This window comes from Thalassospira sp. UBA1131 (assembly GCF_002311515.1).
In the GTDB taxonomy this organism is placed as follows: domain Bacteria; phylum Pseudomonadota; class Alphaproteobacteria; order Rhodospirillales; family Thalassospiraceae; genus Thalassospira.
This window is the reverse complement of record NZ_DCAO01000086.1, coordinates 22690-39305: the sequence shown is the minus strand read 5'-3', so window position 1 is coordinate 39305 and position 16616 is coordinate 22690. Positions and strand designations below refer to the sequence as shown.

General features: G+C 54.8%; 17 protein-coding genes. 11 read left to right on the top strand and 6 right to left on the bottom strand.

The annotated features are described in order from the left end of the window. The first annotated feature begins 94 nt into the window (after positions 1 to 94). A complete protein-coding gene (locus B3Z49_RS13045) occupies positions 95 to 1045 on the top strand; it encodes a DMT family transporter (protein ID WP_296991569.1) in 951 nt (316 codons plus the stop codon). A gap of 51 nt (positions 1046 to 1096) precedes the next feature. On the opposite strand, the gene B3Z49_RS13040 is transcribed toward B3Z49_RS13045, so the two are convergent. The 3 genes from B3Z49_RS13040 to B3Z49_RS13030 all read right to left on the bottom strand — a co-directional run bounded on the left by B3Z49_RS13040 (position 1097) and on the right by B3Z49_RS13030 (position 3075). Then, the gene (locus B3Z49_RS13040) at positions 1097 to 1792 is read right to left on the bottom strand and encodes a CTP synthase C-terminal region-related (seleno)protein (protein WP_296991567.1); all 696 of its coding nucleotides are present in this window, start codon (positions 1790 to 1792) and stop codon (positions 1097 to 1099) included. A gap of 122 nt (positions 1793 to 1914) precedes the next feature. Next, complete coding sequence (locus B3Z49_RS13035) at positions 1915 to 2592, bottom strand: response regulator (RefSeq protein WP_008891727.1); 678 nt, start codon at positions 2590 to 2592, stop codon at positions 1915 to 1917. Positions 2593 to 2757: 165 nt separating this feature from the next. Continuing rightward, positions 2758 to 3075, bottom strand: a complete 318-nt coding sequence (locus B3Z49_RS13030; RefSeq protein WP_008891728.1) for a DUF1476 domain-containing protein — start codon at positions 3073 to 3075, stop codon at positions 2758 to 2760. A gap of 164 nt (positions 3076 to 3239) precedes the next feature. Between B3Z49_RS13030 and B3Z49_RS13025 the strand changes: the two genes are divergently transcribed. The 5 genes from B3Z49_RS13025 (at position 3240) to purL (ending at position 8353) form a co-directional block, all read left to right on the top strand. Then, on the top strand, positions 3240 to 4019 hold the full coding sequence (locus B3Z49_RS13025; protein ID WP_040824476.1) for an NRDE family protein: 780 nt from the start codon (positions 3240 to 3242) through the stop codon (positions 4017 to 4019). 222 nt (positions 4020 to 4241) lie between these two features. Further along, positions 4242 to 5006 (top strand): phosphoribosylaminoimidazolesuccinocarboxamide synthase, encoded by a 765-nt coding sequence (purC, locus tag B3Z49_RS13020; protein WP_008891730.1) that lies wholly within the window; start codon positions 4242 to 4244, stop codon positions 5004 to 5006. Positions 5007 to 5130: 124 nt separating this feature from the next. Beyond that, on the top strand, positions 5131 to 5370 hold the full coding sequence (purS, locus tag B3Z49_RS13015; protein ID WP_008891731.1) for a phosphoribosylformylglycinamidine synthase subunit PurS: 240 nt from the start codon (positions 5131 to 5133) through the stop codon (positions 5368 to 5370). An 86-nt stretch (positions 5371 to 5456) separates the two neighbouring features. Next, positions 5457 to 6146, top strand: a complete 690-nt coding sequence (gene purQ / locus B3Z49_RS13010) for a phosphoribosylformylglycinamidine synthase subunit PurQ (protein WP_063088928.1) — start codon at positions 5457 to 5459, stop codon at positions 6144 to 6146. After that, on the top strand, positions 6143 to 8353 hold the full coding sequence (gene purL, locus B3Z49_RS13005; RefSeq protein ID WP_296991551.1) for a phosphoribosylformylglycinamidine synthase subunit PurL: 2211 nt from the start codon (positions 6143 to 6145) through the stop codon (positions 8351 to 8353). Before purQ ends, purL begins: the two co-directional genes overlap by 4 nt. A 78-nt stretch (positions 8354 to 8431) precedes the next feature. Here purL and B3Z49_RS13000 read toward each other — a convergent pair whose 3' ends face one another. Continuing rightward, a complete protein-coding gene (locus B3Z49_RS13000) occupies positions 8432 to 9616 on the bottom strand; it encodes an Mrp/NBP35 family ATP-binding protein (protein ID WP_296991548.1) in 1185 nt (394 codons plus the stop codon). Between the two features lie 332 nt (positions 9617 to 9948). Between B3Z49_RS13000 and hflK the strand changes: the two genes are divergently transcribed. The 4 genes from hflK to B3Z49_RS12980 all read left to right on the top strand — a co-directional run bounded on the left by hflK (position 9949) and on the right by B3Z49_RS12980 (position 13963). Continuing rightward, on the top strand, positions 9949 to 11076 hold the full coding sequence (gene hflK / locus B3Z49_RS12995) for an FtsH protease activity modulator HflK (protein ID WP_008891735.1): 1128 nt from the start codon (positions 9949 to 9951) through the stop codon (positions 11074 to 11076). Continuing rightward, a complete protein-coding gene (gene hflC / locus B3Z49_RS12990) occupies positions 11076 to 11948 on the top strand; it encodes a protease modulator HflC (RefSeq protein WP_008891736.1) in 873 nt (290 codons plus the stop codon). The genes hflK and hflC overlap by 1 nt, the downstream gene beginning before the upstream one ends. A gap of 115 nt (positions 11949 to 12063) precedes the next feature. Then, complete coding sequence (locus tag B3Z49_RS12985; RefSeq protein ID WP_062956136.1) at positions 12064 to 12255, top strand: DUF2065 domain-containing protein; 192 nt, start codon at positions 12064 to 12066, stop codon at positions 12253 to 12255. 214 nt (positions 12256 to 12469) lie between these two features. Continuing rightward, positions 12470 to 13963, top strand: coding sequence for a DegQ family serine endoprotease (locus B3Z49_RS12980; RefSeq protein ID WP_063088923.1), 1494 nt, complete (start codon positions 12470 to 12472; stop codon positions 13961 to 13963). 77 nt (positions 13964 to 14040) lie between these two features. On the opposite strand, the gene serB is transcribed toward B3Z49_RS12980, so the two are convergent. Both serB and B3Z49_RS12970 read right to left on the bottom strand, forming a co-directional pair. Next, entirely contained in the window at positions 14041 to 14931 is an 891-nt protein-coding gene (gene serB / locus B3Z49_RS12975) for a phosphoserine phosphatase SerB (RefSeq protein ID WP_296991534.1), read from the bottom strand. Positions 14932 to 15043: 112 nt separating this feature from the next. Next, complete coding sequence (locus B3Z49_RS12970; protein ID WP_296991531.1) at positions 15044 to 15604, bottom strand: hypothetical protein; 561 nt, start codon at positions 15602 to 15604, stop codon at positions 15044 to 15046. A gap of 46 nt (positions 15605 to 15650) precedes the next feature. Here B3Z49_RS12970 and miaA point away from each other — a divergent pair, with 46 nt between their 5' ends. Beyond that, positions 15651 to 16610: a tRNA (adenosine(37)-N6)-dimethylallyltransferase MiaA gene (gene miaA / locus B3Z49_RS12965; RefSeq protein WP_296991529.1), complete on the top strand. Its 960-nt coding sequence runs from the start codon at positions 15651 to 15653 to the stop codon at positions 16608 to 16610. The last annotated feature ends 6 nt before the right edge of the window (positions 16611 to 16616 follow it).

Below are 16616 nucleotides of genomic sequence, written 5' to 3'. Positions count from 1 at the left end.
TAAGTGGCGGATATGATCCCATAATGCATTTTTTCTATTTCATAATCCAGATAGTATGATTTGTGAAAACTACCGGGAATTATGAAAATGGGCCATGATTTTTCCAAACTGGTCCGCCACCATGAAAAACAAAGCCTATATCGTGTTCGGGTTTTTGGCCCTTGCCTGGGGCATGACGTTTCTGTTTAACAAAAGCGCCAGCACGCTGATCACCCCAACCCAGATTGCCGCCGTTCGCGTGTTTATGGGGTTCCTGCCGGTTTTTGCCGCAGCCCTGATCGGGCGAAAACTTAAATGGCGGCATTTGCGCTTTACCCACCATTTTATCGTGATGTCGGTTCTGGCGGGCAGTCTTTATTATTCCAGCTTTGCCAAGGGCATTCAGCTTTTGCCATCCAGCCTTGCCGGGATGCTGAGTGGTGCCATTCCGATGATTTCCTTTATCACCGCAGCGGCCTTTTTGCGCGATGAGCCTGTTAATCGTCGCTCGCTTGTTGGATTGGGGGTTGGCTTTATCGGGGTTGCGATGATTGCGCGCCCCTGGGACGCAAGCGTTTCGGCAAGCGATTTGGCCGGGGTTGGTTATATCGGACTTGGGTCCTTATGCGTTGGTCTGTCCTTTGTCTATGCCCGCCGGTTCTTAAGCCCGCTTGGCATTTCGCCCCTTGCACTTTGCACCTATCAATTGGGTATTGCCGCGCTGACATTGCTGGTTACCACCGACTTTAACGGCGCCAGCGCGATCTTTGACAATGGCTGGATCGCCCTTGGTCTGTTCTTTGGGCTTGGTCTGTTTGGCACCGGCTTTGCGTATTTGTGTTATTACTTCGTTGTCGAAAATCTTGGTGCGGTCAAAGCGGCAAGCGTGACCTATATCCCGCCGATTATCGCCGTTTTGACCGGCTCACTGATTTTAGGGGAAAGCGTGCAGTTGCTTGATCTGATTGCGCTGATGGCAATCCTGACCGGGGTTGTCGTGATGCAATCGGGACGCACCCCACCGATGCAACGCCACATGACAAATGTGCCATCACAGCAAAGCTGATAAATCAGGCCCCCGCACACATCACGTCTGCAGGGGACCTTCAAAAGCTTGTTAGCCCGCAGCTGCACGGACGAATGCGTTGATCAATGGATGGTCTTCACCCCGAAGTGCGGCACGTTCGGGCTGAAACGCGGTACCAATAAAGAACGGATGACCGCGAAGCTCAATCGCACGCGGATCACGATCCTGATCCCAGGCCACAATCTGAAGATCCCGGCCATCAAGCACATGGGCATATTCCGGGTTAAACCCGAATGAGCAGCGATAGGTTTCCGTCAAATGCGCTGTGCCACAGACATCGCGGATTACACTGTTTTCCGCAAGGTCGATCCCACCATCCTGATCAATCAACGCACAGCTAAGCGGCGCGATCAGGGGCAAATCCGCATCCGGGTCGATTTCCGCATTTGCCGCATCGGAAAGACCAAGAACATTACGGGCATATTCCAGGATCGCATGTTGATATCCGCCACAGGTTCCCAGGAAGGCAATCCGGTTTTCACGCGCACGCCGAATTGCGGAAAGCGCACCGTCAAAGCTTTGATACGGGCTGGCAGGCACGCACCAGATCCCGTTATAGCCATCAAGGGCTTGGGCATCAGGGCAATCAATGTCGGATGTCGCGACCCAGTCAAATGTGACGGTAAGTCCAAGATTTTCGGCGGCCAAGTCCAGGGCCTTCGGGATGGCCTGATGCGCGGTAACGTTCGGGTTATAATCGCCGACAAGTGCGATGGTGACGGTCATATGTTTTTCCTCGTTTCGTTTTCAATGACGAGGGAGAAAAGCCGGTTCAACCAACAAAAAACGGCCCGTGAAATCACGAGCCGGGATTTGAGCGCCAAACTGAGCTGCCTTTGTTGAACTTACTACAAAGTTCCGGACCGCGCCATATCTTCAAGAGCCATTTTTACGGCTTGCGCACGGTTCGAGACGTTCAGTTTGCGATAGATGTTTTTCAGATGGTACTTCACGGTGATTTCGCGCAGATCAAGGTGACGGGCAATGTCCTTGTTCGGACGTCCTTCTGACAGCAGTGCGAGAACTTCACGTTCACGCGGTGTCAGACGGCCAAAATCGCCCTCACTGCCAAAGCCGCCGGCAAGGCGACCTTCGCCATCACCCCCGCCTGACATGTTGTCATTCATGTCGTTCAGAATCGACGATGGCAGGTATTTGTCGCCAGCCAGAACCAGTTGCACTGCATTTGCCAAGGCCTGCCCACGCAGGGTCTTGGGAATAAAGCCATGCGCACCGGCCTCAAGCGCCTTGCGGACATCTTCACTTCGATATGCGCCAGAAAGCAGAACCACAAAGGTCGAATCTGCCACCTTCTCCAAGGTGCGCTTCAAACCTTCAAGTCCATTCATCCCCGGCATGCGCAGATCAAGCAGCACCAGATCGAATGTGTTATTGGCTGCTATCAGCTCGAGTGCGGGGTCCAATGCCCCTGCTTCGGCCACTTCACAGTCATCGAAATACTGTTGGAACAGTAGCGAGATTGCCTCACGAACAAGATCGTGATCGTCCGCCAAAAGGATACGCAATGCTGTCGCCTTTCATCTACCTAATCGGCTCCTTCACCTACCTGCGAAGGATACCACACCAAAAGGTTGCACCTACTCAATTTTTCGGTCTGGGGAGCTCAGGATACGTAAGGCTGCACATATTAGCAAACGAGAAGTTTTCCAAGCAGATGCACTAGCGCACAATCACGACAGTACTTCTGCACGCGCAACCGGACGTAGTTCTTCGAGCTTTACATTCAAGGCAGAGGCTGTGACGTCGATATTTTTGCGTCCAAAATCGGCCAGCAACAGGGCAACAACACCGTTTTCGCGCGGGTTGGCAACAACCTCGCCAATGATCTTGCGCGTGTAATCCTGACATTCTTCGGGGGACATGCCCATCTGTTCGCCAGCCCACTGGATCAGCATTTTATAAAGATGGGTTTCGACGCGAAAATCCTGTTCAAGATCAAAGCTGTACTTTGCTTCAAACCCGCGTTCACGATCATTAAAGCTGCTCATTATCGATTCCTCCTGTAAGCTGGTCATATTGTCATCGGAGCCAAACCGGTCAAGCCATTGTCTGTCATAGCATTTTATATGACAACAAACGACACCGATTTCACTTGTTTGGCTTATACTTTTGAATTTGACAAAGTGCGGTTCAGCACGCTTTGATCTGGCTCATGTGTACAGTCATTATTTTACGCCGCCCCGACCATGATTGGCCGGTGATCATTGGCGCCAATCGCGATGAAATGAATAACCGTCCCTGGAAGGCGCCTGCGCGCCACTGGGAAGACCGCCCTGATGTCATCGCAGGCTTGGACGAAACCGCCGGGGGAACCTGGCTTGGTGTCAATGAGGACGGCGTGGTTGCCGCCGTTCTCAACCGCTATGGCACGCTGGGCCCTGCCGATGGCAAACGATCACGCGGCGAGTTGCCGCTTGAGGCACTTGACCATGCCGACGCGATTGACGCCGCGCAGGCCCTTGCCGAACTTGATGGCGATGCCTATCGCCCGTTTAACATGGTGATCGCCGATAACCGCGATGCCTATTGGCTGGCAAACCGCGGCACGGGCAAGATCGAAATTACCGAAATCCCCGAAGGCCTTTCGATTCTGACCGCCCATGACCTTAATGACACGCAAAACAGTGCGCGAACCAAACGCAATCTGCCGCGCTTTGTCAGTGCCCCGGCTCCGCACCCCGAAGCCGATGACTGGTTTGCCTGGCAGGCGCTTTTGGCTGATACCGGGACAGAGGCCCCGGACCCCGATCACCATGACATCCGTGCCGATGCCATGCTGGTGCGCAGCAATATCGGATTTGAGACCATCTGTTCGTCGCTGATCGGGCTTCCCGCGATTCCCACAAGCGAACATGAACTGCCGAGGCGACCGGTCTGGCTGTTTGCCGAAGGCCAGCCCGACAAAACACCGTTCCATCCGGTCGACGTCTAACAGCAGATGGCGATCAACGCCTTTTCAGTTCAACAGGTTACCGCCGCAATTCGGCCGCTCTGCGATACAGATGCTGACGGTTGCAAATTTCGATTATCAAGTTTGCATAAATAGAGCTTAAGCGACAATTGAGTTTCTCGCCAAGCACTGCTATACGGAGGGCGCGAATTTCAGGGTGCCTGCTGCGTCGGACGGCGGGCCTAGATGTGAAAGATCCCGCCAATGTCCAGAAAGCAGCCCATCTACGAGGGTAAAGCCAAGGTTCTTTACGAAGGTACAGAGCCCGGAACGATCATTCAGTATTTCAAGGACGACGCCACGGCGTTCAACGCCCAGAAGCGCGGCACCATTGCCGGCAAGGGTGTCCTGAACAACATGATCACCGAATTCGTCATGACCCGTCTGGCAGAAATCGGCATTCCGACTCACTTCATTCGCCGCCTGAACATGCGCGAACAGCTTTGCAAAAAATGCGAAATTGTTCCGATCGAAGTCGTGGTCCGCAATATCGTTGCCGGTTCGATGGCCAAACGTCTTGGCCTCGAAGAAGGTGAACGCCTACCGCGCCCGATCGTCGAGTTCTATTACAAGGACGATGCGCTGGGCGACCCGCTGGTGTCTGATGAACATATCCTCGCTCTGGGTTGGGCAGGTGCTGAAGAGCTTGAGGAAATTGTCGGCATGACCCTTCGCGTCAATGACTACCTGTGTGGTCTGATGCGCGGTATTGGTCTGAAGCTGGTTGATTTCAAGCTTGAGTTCGGCCGCGTCTGGGAAGGCGACTTCCCGCAGTTGGTCCTGGCCGATGAATTCAGCCCGGATAACTGCCGTCTTTGGGATGCGATCACCAACGAAAAGATGGACAAGGACCGCTTCCGCCGCGATCTCGGCGGTGTCGAAGAGGCCTATCAGGAAGTCGCACGCCGTCTTGGTGTCCTCCCTGAGTCCGCCGAAATAGAGCAGCTTAAAAAAGACGAAACCAAATAACACCCCAAGGCCGCGCTCGCGCGGCCTTTTCTTATGGCTGGTCGGCCGTTTGTGTCCGACAGCGTTTTGTTTGCAAACAGAACCCCGCGCGAGACCCGCGCATGCGAACTTAAAGGAGCTTCTCGTGAAAGCACGTGTTCATGTCACCCTGAAGAACGGCGTTCTCGACCCGCAGGGCAAAGCCGTTCACCACGCCCTTCAGGGCCTGGGTTTTGATGGCGTCAATGACGTCCGCCAGGGCAAATTCATCGAACTCGAACTGGATGGCACCGATGCCGCCAAGGCCGAAGCCGAGGTCAAGGAAATGTGCGAGAAGCTTCTCGCCAATACCGTGATCGAAGATTACAGCATCGAGCTGGCCTGATCGCCCGTGGCGGGCGGGGTCTTGTCACGGCAGGGCCTTTGTCTATCGGGATTAAGTAACCGACACTAATCAAGAGACGGTATTTCATGAAATCCGCTGTCATCCTGTTTCCCGGCATCAACCGGGAGAATGACGCCATCGCAGCACTCAAACAGGCCACCGGCACCGAGCCCACCCTGGTCTGGCATGGCGACACCGAGCTGCCAAAGACCGACATCATCATGGTCCCGGGTGGCTTTTCCTATGGCGACTATTTGCGTTGTGGCGCCATGGCGGCCAAGTCGCCGATCATGCGTGCGGTTGCCGAACGTGCCAAACAGGGTGTGACCACCATTGGCGTGTGCAACGGCTTCCAGATCCTGACCGAAGCAGGCCTTCTGCCCGGTGCGCTGATGCGCAATGCCAGCCTGAAATTCATCTGCAAGAACACGCATCTGAAAGTCGAAAACGCCGAGACGCGCTTTACCAATCTTTATGGCGCCGGCGAGATTGTCGAATATCCGGTCGCCCATCACGACGGCAACTATTTTGCCGACAGCGACACGCTTGACCGCCTTGAAGGCGAAGGTCGCGTTGTTCTGCGTTACTGCGATGTGGATGGCAAAGTGGATCCGGCAACCAACCTCAATGGTTCCCAGCGCAACATTGCCGGCATCATCAACGAGGCGGGCAACGTCCTTGGCATGATGCCCCACCCCGAGAACGCAATCGATCCGCTGCATGGTGGCACCGATGGCCGCAATCTGTTCAAAAGCATGGTGGAGGCAGCATCGTGAGCTCCAACGATTTCAACAGCACCCCGATCACGCCGGAACTGGTCAAGGAACACGGCCTGAACGAAGAAGAATACAAACTCGTTCTCGAAATCATGGGTCGCGAACCCAACATCAACGAGCTTGGCATTTTCTCGGTCATGTGGTCTGAGCACTGCTCCTACAAGTCGTCGAAAAAATGGCTAAAAACCCTTCCGACCAAGGCCGACTGGGTCATTCAGGGTCCGGGCGAAAACGCCGGTGTTATTGACATCGGTGATGGTCAGGCCGCCGTCTTCAAGATGGAAAGCCACAACCACCCGTCCTTTATCGAACCCTATCAGGGGGCGGCAACCGGTGTTGGCGGCATCATGCGTGACGTGTTCACCATGGGTGCACGTCCGGTCGCGAACCTCAATGCGCTTCGCTTTGGCGAGCCCGATCATCCGAAAACCCGCCATCTTCTGAGCGGTGTGGTCGAAGGCATCGGCGGTTATGGCAACTGCATGGGCGTTCCGACCATTGGCGGTGAAACCAACTTCCACGCGTCGTATAACGGCAACATCCTGGTCAATGCGATGACCGTGGGTCTGGCCGATACCGATAACATCTTCTATTCAGCCGCGGCTGGCATCGGGAACCCGGTGGTTTATGTCGGCTCGAAAACCGGTCGTGACGGCATTCATGGCGCGACCATGGCGTCGGCCGAGTTTGATGATGACAGCGAAGAAAAGCGTCCTACCGTTCAGGTAGGTGACCCGTTCACCGAAAAGCTTCTGCTGGAAGCCTGCCTTGAACTGATGGCAACCGACATGATCGTCGCCATTCAGGATATGGGGGCGGCTGGCCTGACCTCGTCCTCGTTCGAAATGGCATCCAAGGGCGGCGTTGGTGTTGAGCTTTGGCTTGATAAAGTTCCGATGCGCGAAGAAGGCATGACGCCCTATGAGCTGATGCTTTCAGAGTCGCAGGAACGCATGCTGATGGTTCTGAAACCCGGTTGCGAAGATGCCGCCAAGACGATCTTTGACAAATGGGAACTCGACTTTGCCGTTATCGGTACGCTGACTGATACCAAGCGCATGGTTCTGAAATGGCATGGTGAAGTTGCCGGGGATCTGCCGATTGATCCGCTGGCCGAAGCATCGCCGGAGTATGATCGTCCGTGGGAACCGACCCCGAAACAGGATCGCATCGATCCCAACAGCATTTCGGCCAAGGTCAGCCACATCGACGCGCTGAAAACCCTGATCGCATCGCCCGACCTCGCGTCGCGTCGCTGGATCTGGGAACAGTATGACCATCTGGTCCGTGGCAACACGATTGTCCGTCCGGGCGGTGATGCTGGCGTCGTCCGCGTCGAAGGCACGAACAAGGGCCTTGCCGCGACCACCGACTGTACCCCGCGCTATGTCATGGCCGATCCGGTCGAAGGCGGCAAACAGGCCGTAGCCGAAGCATACCGCAACCTGGTTGCAACCGGCGCCAAGCCGCTTGCCATCACCGACAACATGAATTTCGGCAATCCGGAACGCCCGCGCATCATGGGTCAGTTCGTTGGCGCCTGCCAGGGGATTGGCGAAGCCTGCATCGCGCTGGACTTCCCGGTCGTGTCGGGGAACGTGTCGCTTTACAACGAAACCAATGGCGTTGGCATCATGCCGACCCCGGCCATTGGCGGCGTTGGCCTGATTTCTGATCTGGGTCACCATGCAACGATTGGCATCAAACGCGATGACAGCGCGCTGATCATGATCGGTGCGGCCACCGGTGAACTGGGGCAGTCGCTGTATCTCAAGACCATCGAAGGTCGCGAAGAAGGCGCACCGCCGCCGGTCGATCTGGGTGCGGAAAAGCGTGCCGGTACGCTGGTGCGTGAACTGATCGAACTGGGTCTGGTGCGCACTTGCCACGATATCGCCGATGGCGGCCTGCTGGTCACCGTTGCCGAGATGTGCCTTGCGGGCAATATCGGTGCAGACCTGCATCTGCCAGAAGCAGGCAGCGAAGTCGCATGGCTGTTTGGCGAAGATCAGGGCCGCTACGTGATCGCAACCCGCGATCCGGACAAGGTTCTGAACGCTGCTGGAAGTGCGAATGTCGCAGCCGTGATTATCGGTCAGGCTGGCGGTGATTCCGTCGTCATTGATGGCGGCGACAAAGTATCGCTTTCCGAACTGCGTGAACTCAATGAAGGCTGGATGCCATCCTTCATGGCCGAAGCCGTTTAATCAGGCCTCAGGCAAAACAAACAAAAAACCCCGCCGGAGCAATCTGGCGGGGTTTTTCTTTGCCTTCGAAGAGGACATTTATTTAAAGCTGATCTTGGGGAACAGACCTTTTTTCTTCGGCGCTTCTGCCGGGCCAACGCGCTCTTCGATGGCGGCGGCGATCTTATCGGCAATCAGGCCGTAGGCCTTGCTATGTTCGCCTTCGGGCTCTGTCTGGACAATCGGTTTGCCTTCGTCTGCGCCGAGGCGGATTTTTAGGTCCAGCGGGATTTCACCCAGGAACGGCACGCCCAGTTCATCCGCCGCCTTGTGCGCCCCGCCATGATCAAAGATGTGATCGACATGGCCGCATTCCGGACATTTGTAATAGGACATGTTTTCGATCAGACCGAACACCGGCACATTGACCTTGCGGAACATGTTAAGGCCCTTGCGCGCATCCAGAAGGGCTATGTCCTGCGGCGTTGAGACAATCACCGCCCCGGTCACCGGTACGCGCTGCGCCATCGAAAGCTGAATGTCGCCCGTGCCCGGTGGCATATCAACCACCAGCACATCAAGATCACCCCAGTCGGTATCGCGCAGAAGCTGTTCCAGCGCGCCAATCGCCATCGGACCACGCCAGATGACCGGTTGTTCTTCTTCGATCATGAAGCCGATCGACATGATCCGCATGCCAAAGGCCGATGGCGGGATCATTTTACCCTGATGTTCTTTGGACGGCACCGGCTTGGCATCGCGAAGGCCCATCATGCGCGGCAGGCTTGGCCCATAGATATCGGCATCCAGCAGGCCGACCTTGAGCCCCTTGGCCACCAGCGACAATGCAAGGTTGACCGAGGTGGTGGATTTACCCACCCCGCCCTTGCCGGACGCCACGGTAACGATGCTACGTACGGTCGGCAATTCCAGCGGCATCTGACCACCACCCTGCGGGCGCTGGCCCGGTTGTGCGGGACGGCTTGGCTGTGATGGCTGTGACGGCTGTGTGCTTTGCTGAGCGGCGGCTTTGGGACGCTCTGCCGTAAGCGCCACACGGGCAGTTGTGACCCCGTTCACAGCAGCCACTGCTTTTTCTGCCGCTTGGCGCAAATCTTCGAGGGCGGGGCCGCGTTCGGGATCGACGGCGATCATAACATTGACAGTTTCATTATGAATATCAATACCTTGCACCATGCCCTTGGCTGTGATTGATTGGCCGTCGACTGGGTCGATTACGCTATCGAGCGCGGCAGTAATCTGTTCACGGTTGAGGGAAGTCATATTGCGGTCTCCAAATTTCGGCTTAAGTCCGTGGTCACACAGAACTTGCAGGCGCGTATCATTGTTTTGCAAGGCAACCTGTCATATAAGGCCTAAGGGCATGCTCCGTCCAACAAGATTTCGTGAGTTTGCTTTTGGCTACAATCTGTTGCAGTACCAACCGGCGTATCACAGGTTGGGTACAAAACTGGTGAGAAAAAAGTCTGATTTTCCCGGCATGTCCGGGGTCTATCAGCGCATTTGATCTTGTTGGACGGAGCATGCATTGGGGGCTTACCCCAAGCTCGGTAAACAAAGATAAACACCGAACGGCAAGAAGAGGAAGAAACTCGATGCCTTGGAATAATCAAGGGGGCGGTGGCCCCTGGGGCGGCGGCGGAAACAAAGGTGGCGGCCAGAACCCGTGGGGACAGCGTCCTTCCGGTGGTGGCGGCGGCGGAAATACGCCCCCCGACTTTGATGAAATGATTCGTAAAGGCCAGGAACGTCTTAAACGGCTGTTCCCCGGTGGTGGCGGATACAAGGGCTTTGTCCTGATCGGTATCGCCGTAATCGGGTTGTGGCTTTTGACCGGTTTCTACCGTGTCCAGCCTGGCGAACAGGGTGTAACGCTTCTGTTCGGCAAATGGGTTGGCACCACGGGTCCGGGTCTGAACTACTTCCTTCCGGCCCCGATTGGCGAGGTCATCAAGCCGAACGTCGAACGAACCAACCAGATCGAGGTTGGCTATCGCGGTGCAGGCACGGTGACATCCAACGGTTCGCGTGATGTGCCCGAAGAAAGCCTGATGCTGACCGGTGACCAGAACATCATCGACATCGATTATGTTGTTCAATGGCGTATCAGCGATGCAGGTTCCTACCTGTTTAACGTGCGTGATCCTGAAAACACCATCAAGCTGGCATCTGAAAGTGCGATCCGTGAGGTCATCGGCAAAACCGACCTTGAAGAAGCACTGACTGTTGGCCGTGTCCGGGTTGAAGAACAGACCCGTACCCTGCTTCAGGAAATCATGGACGGTTATGAGTCCGGTATTTTCATTGCCGAAGTGAAAATGCAGAAAGTGGACCCGCCGCGCGACGTTATCGATGCCTTTAACGATGTGCAGCGTGCCCGTCAGGACCGTGATCGTTCCCAGAACGAAGCACTGGCCTATCGTAACGACATCATCCCGCGTGCAAAGGGTGAAGCAGAACGTCAGGTTCTTCAGGCCCGCGCATACAAGGATCGTGTCACCAAGGAAGCAGAGGGTGAAGCAGAACGCTTTATCTCCATCTACGATTCCTTCCTGACGGCCAAGGATGTGACGACCCGTCGTCTGTATCTGGAAACCATGCAGGAGGTCTTGAGCAAGTCTGACAAGATCATCATGGAACAGAACGGTGCAGGTAACGGCGTTGTCCCGTATCTTCCGCTTCCGGAAGTTCAGAAACGTGCGAATGCAGGAGGCAACAACTAATGGCAAGTCCTAAACTTATTGCCGCTGGCGTCGTCCTGGTTATTGCTGCTGTCGTTGGTTCGATGTGCGTGTTTACCGTACGTCAGGATCAGCAGGCACTCGTTCTTCAGTTTGGTAATCCGGTCCATGCGGTTTCCGAACCGGGTCTGCATTTCAAACTGCCGATCCAGAACGTTGAATATTACGAACGTCGTATTCTGGAACTTGATCCGCCGGTTCAGCAGGTTCTTCTGTCTGACCAGAAGCGTGTCAATGTTGACAGCTTTGCACGTTGGAAAATCATCGATCCGTTGATCTTCCGTCAGCGCGCAACCAACTCTGCCAACTTTGTGCAGCTGTTTGGTCAGCGTCTGAACTCGGTCATCCGTGGTGAGTTGGCACAGGCCCCGCTTGTGACGCTTCTTTCGGACAACCGCGCGCAGATCATGGAGAAAATCCAGTCGACCCTGATCAAACCGGCAGAAGAGTTCGGTGTCGAACTGATTGACGTTCGTATCGGTCGTACCGACCTTCCGCAGGAAACTTCGCAGGCGGTGTATAACCGTATGCGTTCTTCGCGTATTGCCGAAGCCGCACAGCTTCGCGCAGAAGGTGAAGAGCTCAAGGCGAAGATCCAGGCTGAAGCTGATCGTGAACGTATCGGCATCATCGCCGAAGCCAACCGTCAGGCCGAAGTCCTGCGTGGTGAAGGCGATGGGCAGCGGAACGTCATCCTGGGTAAAGCGTATGGCAAGGACACGGAATTCTTTGAATTCTATCGTTCGCTCGAAGCCTACAAAATTGCGCTTGATAACGGCTCGACCATGGTGCTTTCACCAGACAGCGAGTTTTTCCAGTACTTTAATAAGTCTGGCCCAGCGACAAGCCGCTAGACAAAACATAAGGGCGACCTGCATATTGGGCTGGTCGCCCTTTTTGTTTTTATAAATTCGATTTGTCGGGCGACCGTCCGACAGATCACAAAGAAACGCCGGAACGTCCCTGATCATGAAGGAACTTGCAACAGCCATACTTCTGGCCATCGCGTTGGAAGGTATGCTTTACACGCTGTTTCCCGGCGGCCTGAAAAGGGTGATGGAGCTTGTTCAGGAAATTCCTGAATCGCAGTTGCGCATTGGCGGATTGATCGCCGCTGTCATTGCCATTGGCGGAATATGGGCAGTACGAACCTGGCTTTAGCAAACGGGCGCAAGGATCAGGGAAACCGCCAGACAAAGGCCACGCGCCACAAGTTTGTGCTCACAATTCCTTGATTTTTCCAAGTACCGCCCAATTTCTGCCAAAGTCGGGGTTAATTTGAGTACTTAAGCGACGGGTGAAATACAGTCCCGCCGCGCGCTGCACAAAGAGAATGACAAATACCGTGAACGCGGCAACGAACAGGATCAGACACATGCTAGACGCATTATACAACCCGGTGCGGACGAAAGTCACCGCAGCACTGGTGATTGTTCTCCTTGGCGTGACCAGTGTTTCGCAGATCGCGAATGCCCGCCCCGCTCCTGAGAGTTTCGCAGACTTGGCCGAAAAGCTTCTGCCGACTGTTGTAAACATTTCCACAAGCCAGATGGTGGCCGAACGACAGGGACCGGACTTCCAGTTCCCTCCCGGCTCGCCATTTGAAGACCTTTTCCGTGATTTTATGGACCGCAACGGTCAGGGTGGCCAGGGCGGACCGGCTCCGCAACGCCGCCGTGCGACCGCGCTCGGTTCGGGCTTCATCATCTCGGCTGATGGTTACATCGTGACCAACAACCACGTGATTGACGGTGCCGATGAAATCACCGTGCGCCTGCATGATGGCGACACTCTTGATGCCGAACTGATCGGACGTGACCCGAAAACCGACGTCGCCCTGCTTAAGGTCGAACCGAAAGAAGATCTGCCCTTCGTTAAATGGGGCGATTCTGACAGTGCACGTATCGGTGACTGGGCCATGGCAATCGGTAACCCGTTCGGCCTTGGCGGCACAGTAACCGCCGGGATTATTTCCGCACGTAACCGCGACATCAATCAGGGCCCGTATGATGACTTCATTCAGACGGATGCCTCGATCAACCGTGGTAACTCTGGCGGTCCGCTGTTTAACCTTGATGGTGACGTGATCGGCATTAACAGCGCGATCTATTCGCCCTCGGGTGGTTCGGTCGGTATCGGCTTTGCCATTCCGGCTGGCATCGCACAAAGCGTTGTCGAACAGCTTAAGGAATATGGCCGTACCCGTCGTGGCTGGTTGGGTGTTCACATCCAGACCGTGACCGAAGACATCGCGGACTCGGTTGGCCTCGATGAAGCAACCGGTGCCATGGTTGCCGGCGTTTCCGAAGATGGCCCGGCCCAGGAAGCCGGCATCAAACAGGGTGATGTCATCCTGACCTTTGATGGCAAAACGGTTGAGTCGATGCGTCGTCTGCCGCGCATTGTCGCAGAAACCAAGATCGGCAAGGAGGTCGATGTTGTAATCTGGCGCGATGGCGAAAAGCAGACCGTCCAGGTTGAGCTTGGCGAACTTGAGGAAGAAGTCGTCGCGACAAGCGCAGACAGCTCCGAGGAAGAACAAGCACCCGTTGTTGCCGAGGCCAGCATCGATGAACTTGGCGTCAAGATCGCCAATGTCGATGAAAGCCTGCGCCAGCGTCACAACCTTGCCGAAGGCACCGAAGGTGTGATCATCACCGAAGTTTCCGGCGACAGCTATGCCGCCGAAAAGGGTGTTCGCCCGGGTGACATCATCATCGAAGCGTCGCACAGCTCGGTTGATTCGGTCGACGACGTCGTCGATGCGGTCAAGGCCGCCGTTGACGATGGCAAACGCACTATCCTGATGTTGATTGAAACATCGGCTGGCCCGCGTTACTTCGGCCTGACGATCTCGACCGAGGAATAAGCCATCGGGCTTAAGTTGATATCAAAAAAGGGCGGCCCGATCATCAGGCCGCCCTTTTTGTTTGAACCGTTCGTACCTCACGAAACGAAGTCCGACTTCGCGTAGCCCTGCAAATACAGAAGTGCAGTCAGATCACCGTGATTGATGCAAATGCGCGCCTGTTCCTGAACCGATGGTTTGGCATGGAAGGCAACGCCAGTCCCGGCAAGCGAGATCATCTGAAGATCATTGGCACCATCGCCAACCGCAATCGCATCATCAACCGTGATGCCTTGCTGGGCGGACAGGGTTTCAAGCGCATCGACCTTGGCCTGACGATCCAAAACCGGTTTCTGAACCTTACCGGTCAGCTTGCCATCCTTTTCAATCAGGACATTGGCCTGATCGTAATCAAAGCCAAGCTCGGCGCGGACTGCACCGGTAAAGAAATCAAACCCACCAGACACCAAGGCAACAAATCCGCCATTGGTCTTCATGGTCGCAACCAGTTGCCTTGCCCCGCCTGTATATTCGACCGTTTTCCAGGCTTCTTTCAGCATCTCGGTCGACATGCCTTCAAGAAGACCGACACGTTCATCAAGGGCTGCTTCGAAATCAAGTTCACCATTCATGGCCCGTGCGGTGATGGCGGCCACCCGGTCCTTGACCCCGGCAAACTCGGCCAGTTCATCAAGGGTTTCACCGGTGACAATCGTGCTGTCCATATCGGCAATCAGAAGCTTCTTGCGGCGGGTTGCGACTTTCTGGGTGATGGCATCAACCCCAAGATCCTCTTCGGCCAAGGCGGTATCAGCAACATCAAGCGGAATACCATCAAAGGTCATATCGCAAGCCTCGCCATCGGCAAGCCAGGTTACATCCCCGACCAGTGCCCCTGCCCCGGTCAGCGCGATCGCCGCGGTATCAATCACGGCCTTGGTCAGCGCATTCGAATTCGGGGCGGCAATCAGGGTGAGAACCAATTTCATGGTCAACAGGCTCCTTGGCGGGAAAGGCATAAAACATCGTTGCCGCCTTTATCCGAATTGCCGACATTAAAGACAAGAAGGAACTGGCTTTGAAACTCGATTAGTCCGACGATCAGTCTCTTACCATAGGGATCCGTTGACCAACGTAATCAGCGCATTCATCTGGAACCAAATAAGAATTGTTATTTATTTTTTGTCGTAATGCGGCGTCGCAAAAGAAATCTGACTTTATGCTCTGAAAGTTGATTGCCAGAAAATAGCTCGCGAGAACAATAATCGTTAGTTGGAGGACCCAGCCGATGAAAAGAACGTAAGCAGCGACCAAATGCAAATTGAAAAAGGCAACAAACTCAAGCCAAGGTCTCTTGTCCTTAAGCCTGCAGAACCACTCACTGTGCTTCATATTAAACAAGTCTTGAGTGATTGAATTTTTGACCGACAAGAGCGAGAAATGACCGCCGAGAGCCAATATCAATGCTAAAAACGTATATTTTAGTGTCTCCATAGCATACATCGTCTGCAGCTCAGATTGAGCACTTGATATCAACGATGAAACCGCTATTAGCATGACTGCACCAATCGCAGTCACCAAAGTCCAAGAAATCGAAACCGAAGCATTGAAGATAGAAATCCATCTTTTTGCAGAGGATTTCTTTGTTTTTTTGCTCACCATGCCTAAAACGCCGTTTTTTTTACCTTTTTCAGTAAACTTAAAACAAATGCAAACGTCAAAAAATATTACACGCGTCCTGATTGTCGCTGGCCCGACCGCCAGCGGGAAGTCGGCACTCGCCCTTGATCTGGCCGAGGCCTTTGACGGGGTGGTGATCAACGCTGATAGCATGCAGGTCTATAAGGAACTGCGCGTGCTTTCTGCGCGCCCCGATGACAGTGAAATCGCGCGTGCGCCGCATCGGCTTTATGGGGTGTTGTCCGGACGAGAAGCCTGCTCGGCCGGTAAATGGCGTGAAATGGCGATGGCCGAGATTGCCGACTGTCATGCCAATGGCAAACTTCCGATCATCATCGGGGGCACGGGCATGTATCTGAATGCCCTGACCGAGGGGATCGCGCCGATCCCCGATATTCCGGCACGGATTCGCGATCAGGTCACAAACGAGCTTGAAGAACTTGGCCACGCCGAATTCTTTGCCAAACTCAAGGCGCAGGATCCTGAAACCGCCGCCAACCTTGATGGCAGCAATACCCAGCGGCTGATTCGCGCCGCCGAGGTTTTTGCCCATACCGGGCGCGGACTGGCAAGCTGGCACAAGGAACCGGTGATCACGCCGCCCGGGAACATGAAATTCAAGAAACTTTGTTACATGCCGCCGCGCGACATTCTGTATGACCGCTGCAACCGGCGTTTTGATCTGATGATTGAACATGGCGCGATTGACGAGGTCAAAGGCCTGCTTGCCCTCGAATTGCCTGAAACAGCGCCGGTTATGAAGGCTGTCGGCGTGCGCGAGATCGCAGCTTATCTTGCCGGGGAGATTGATCTGGCCACCGCCAAAGAGAAATCACAGCGCGAAACCAGACGCTATGCAAAGCGGCAATTAACCTGGTTCAGGCATCAAATGTTAGCCAAGGAAATCATCGACGCGCAATATTCGGAAAGTTTGGCAGCAAAAATGCGTCATGATGTTAACCAATTTCTGTTGACCACGCCAAAGTGAGGCGAT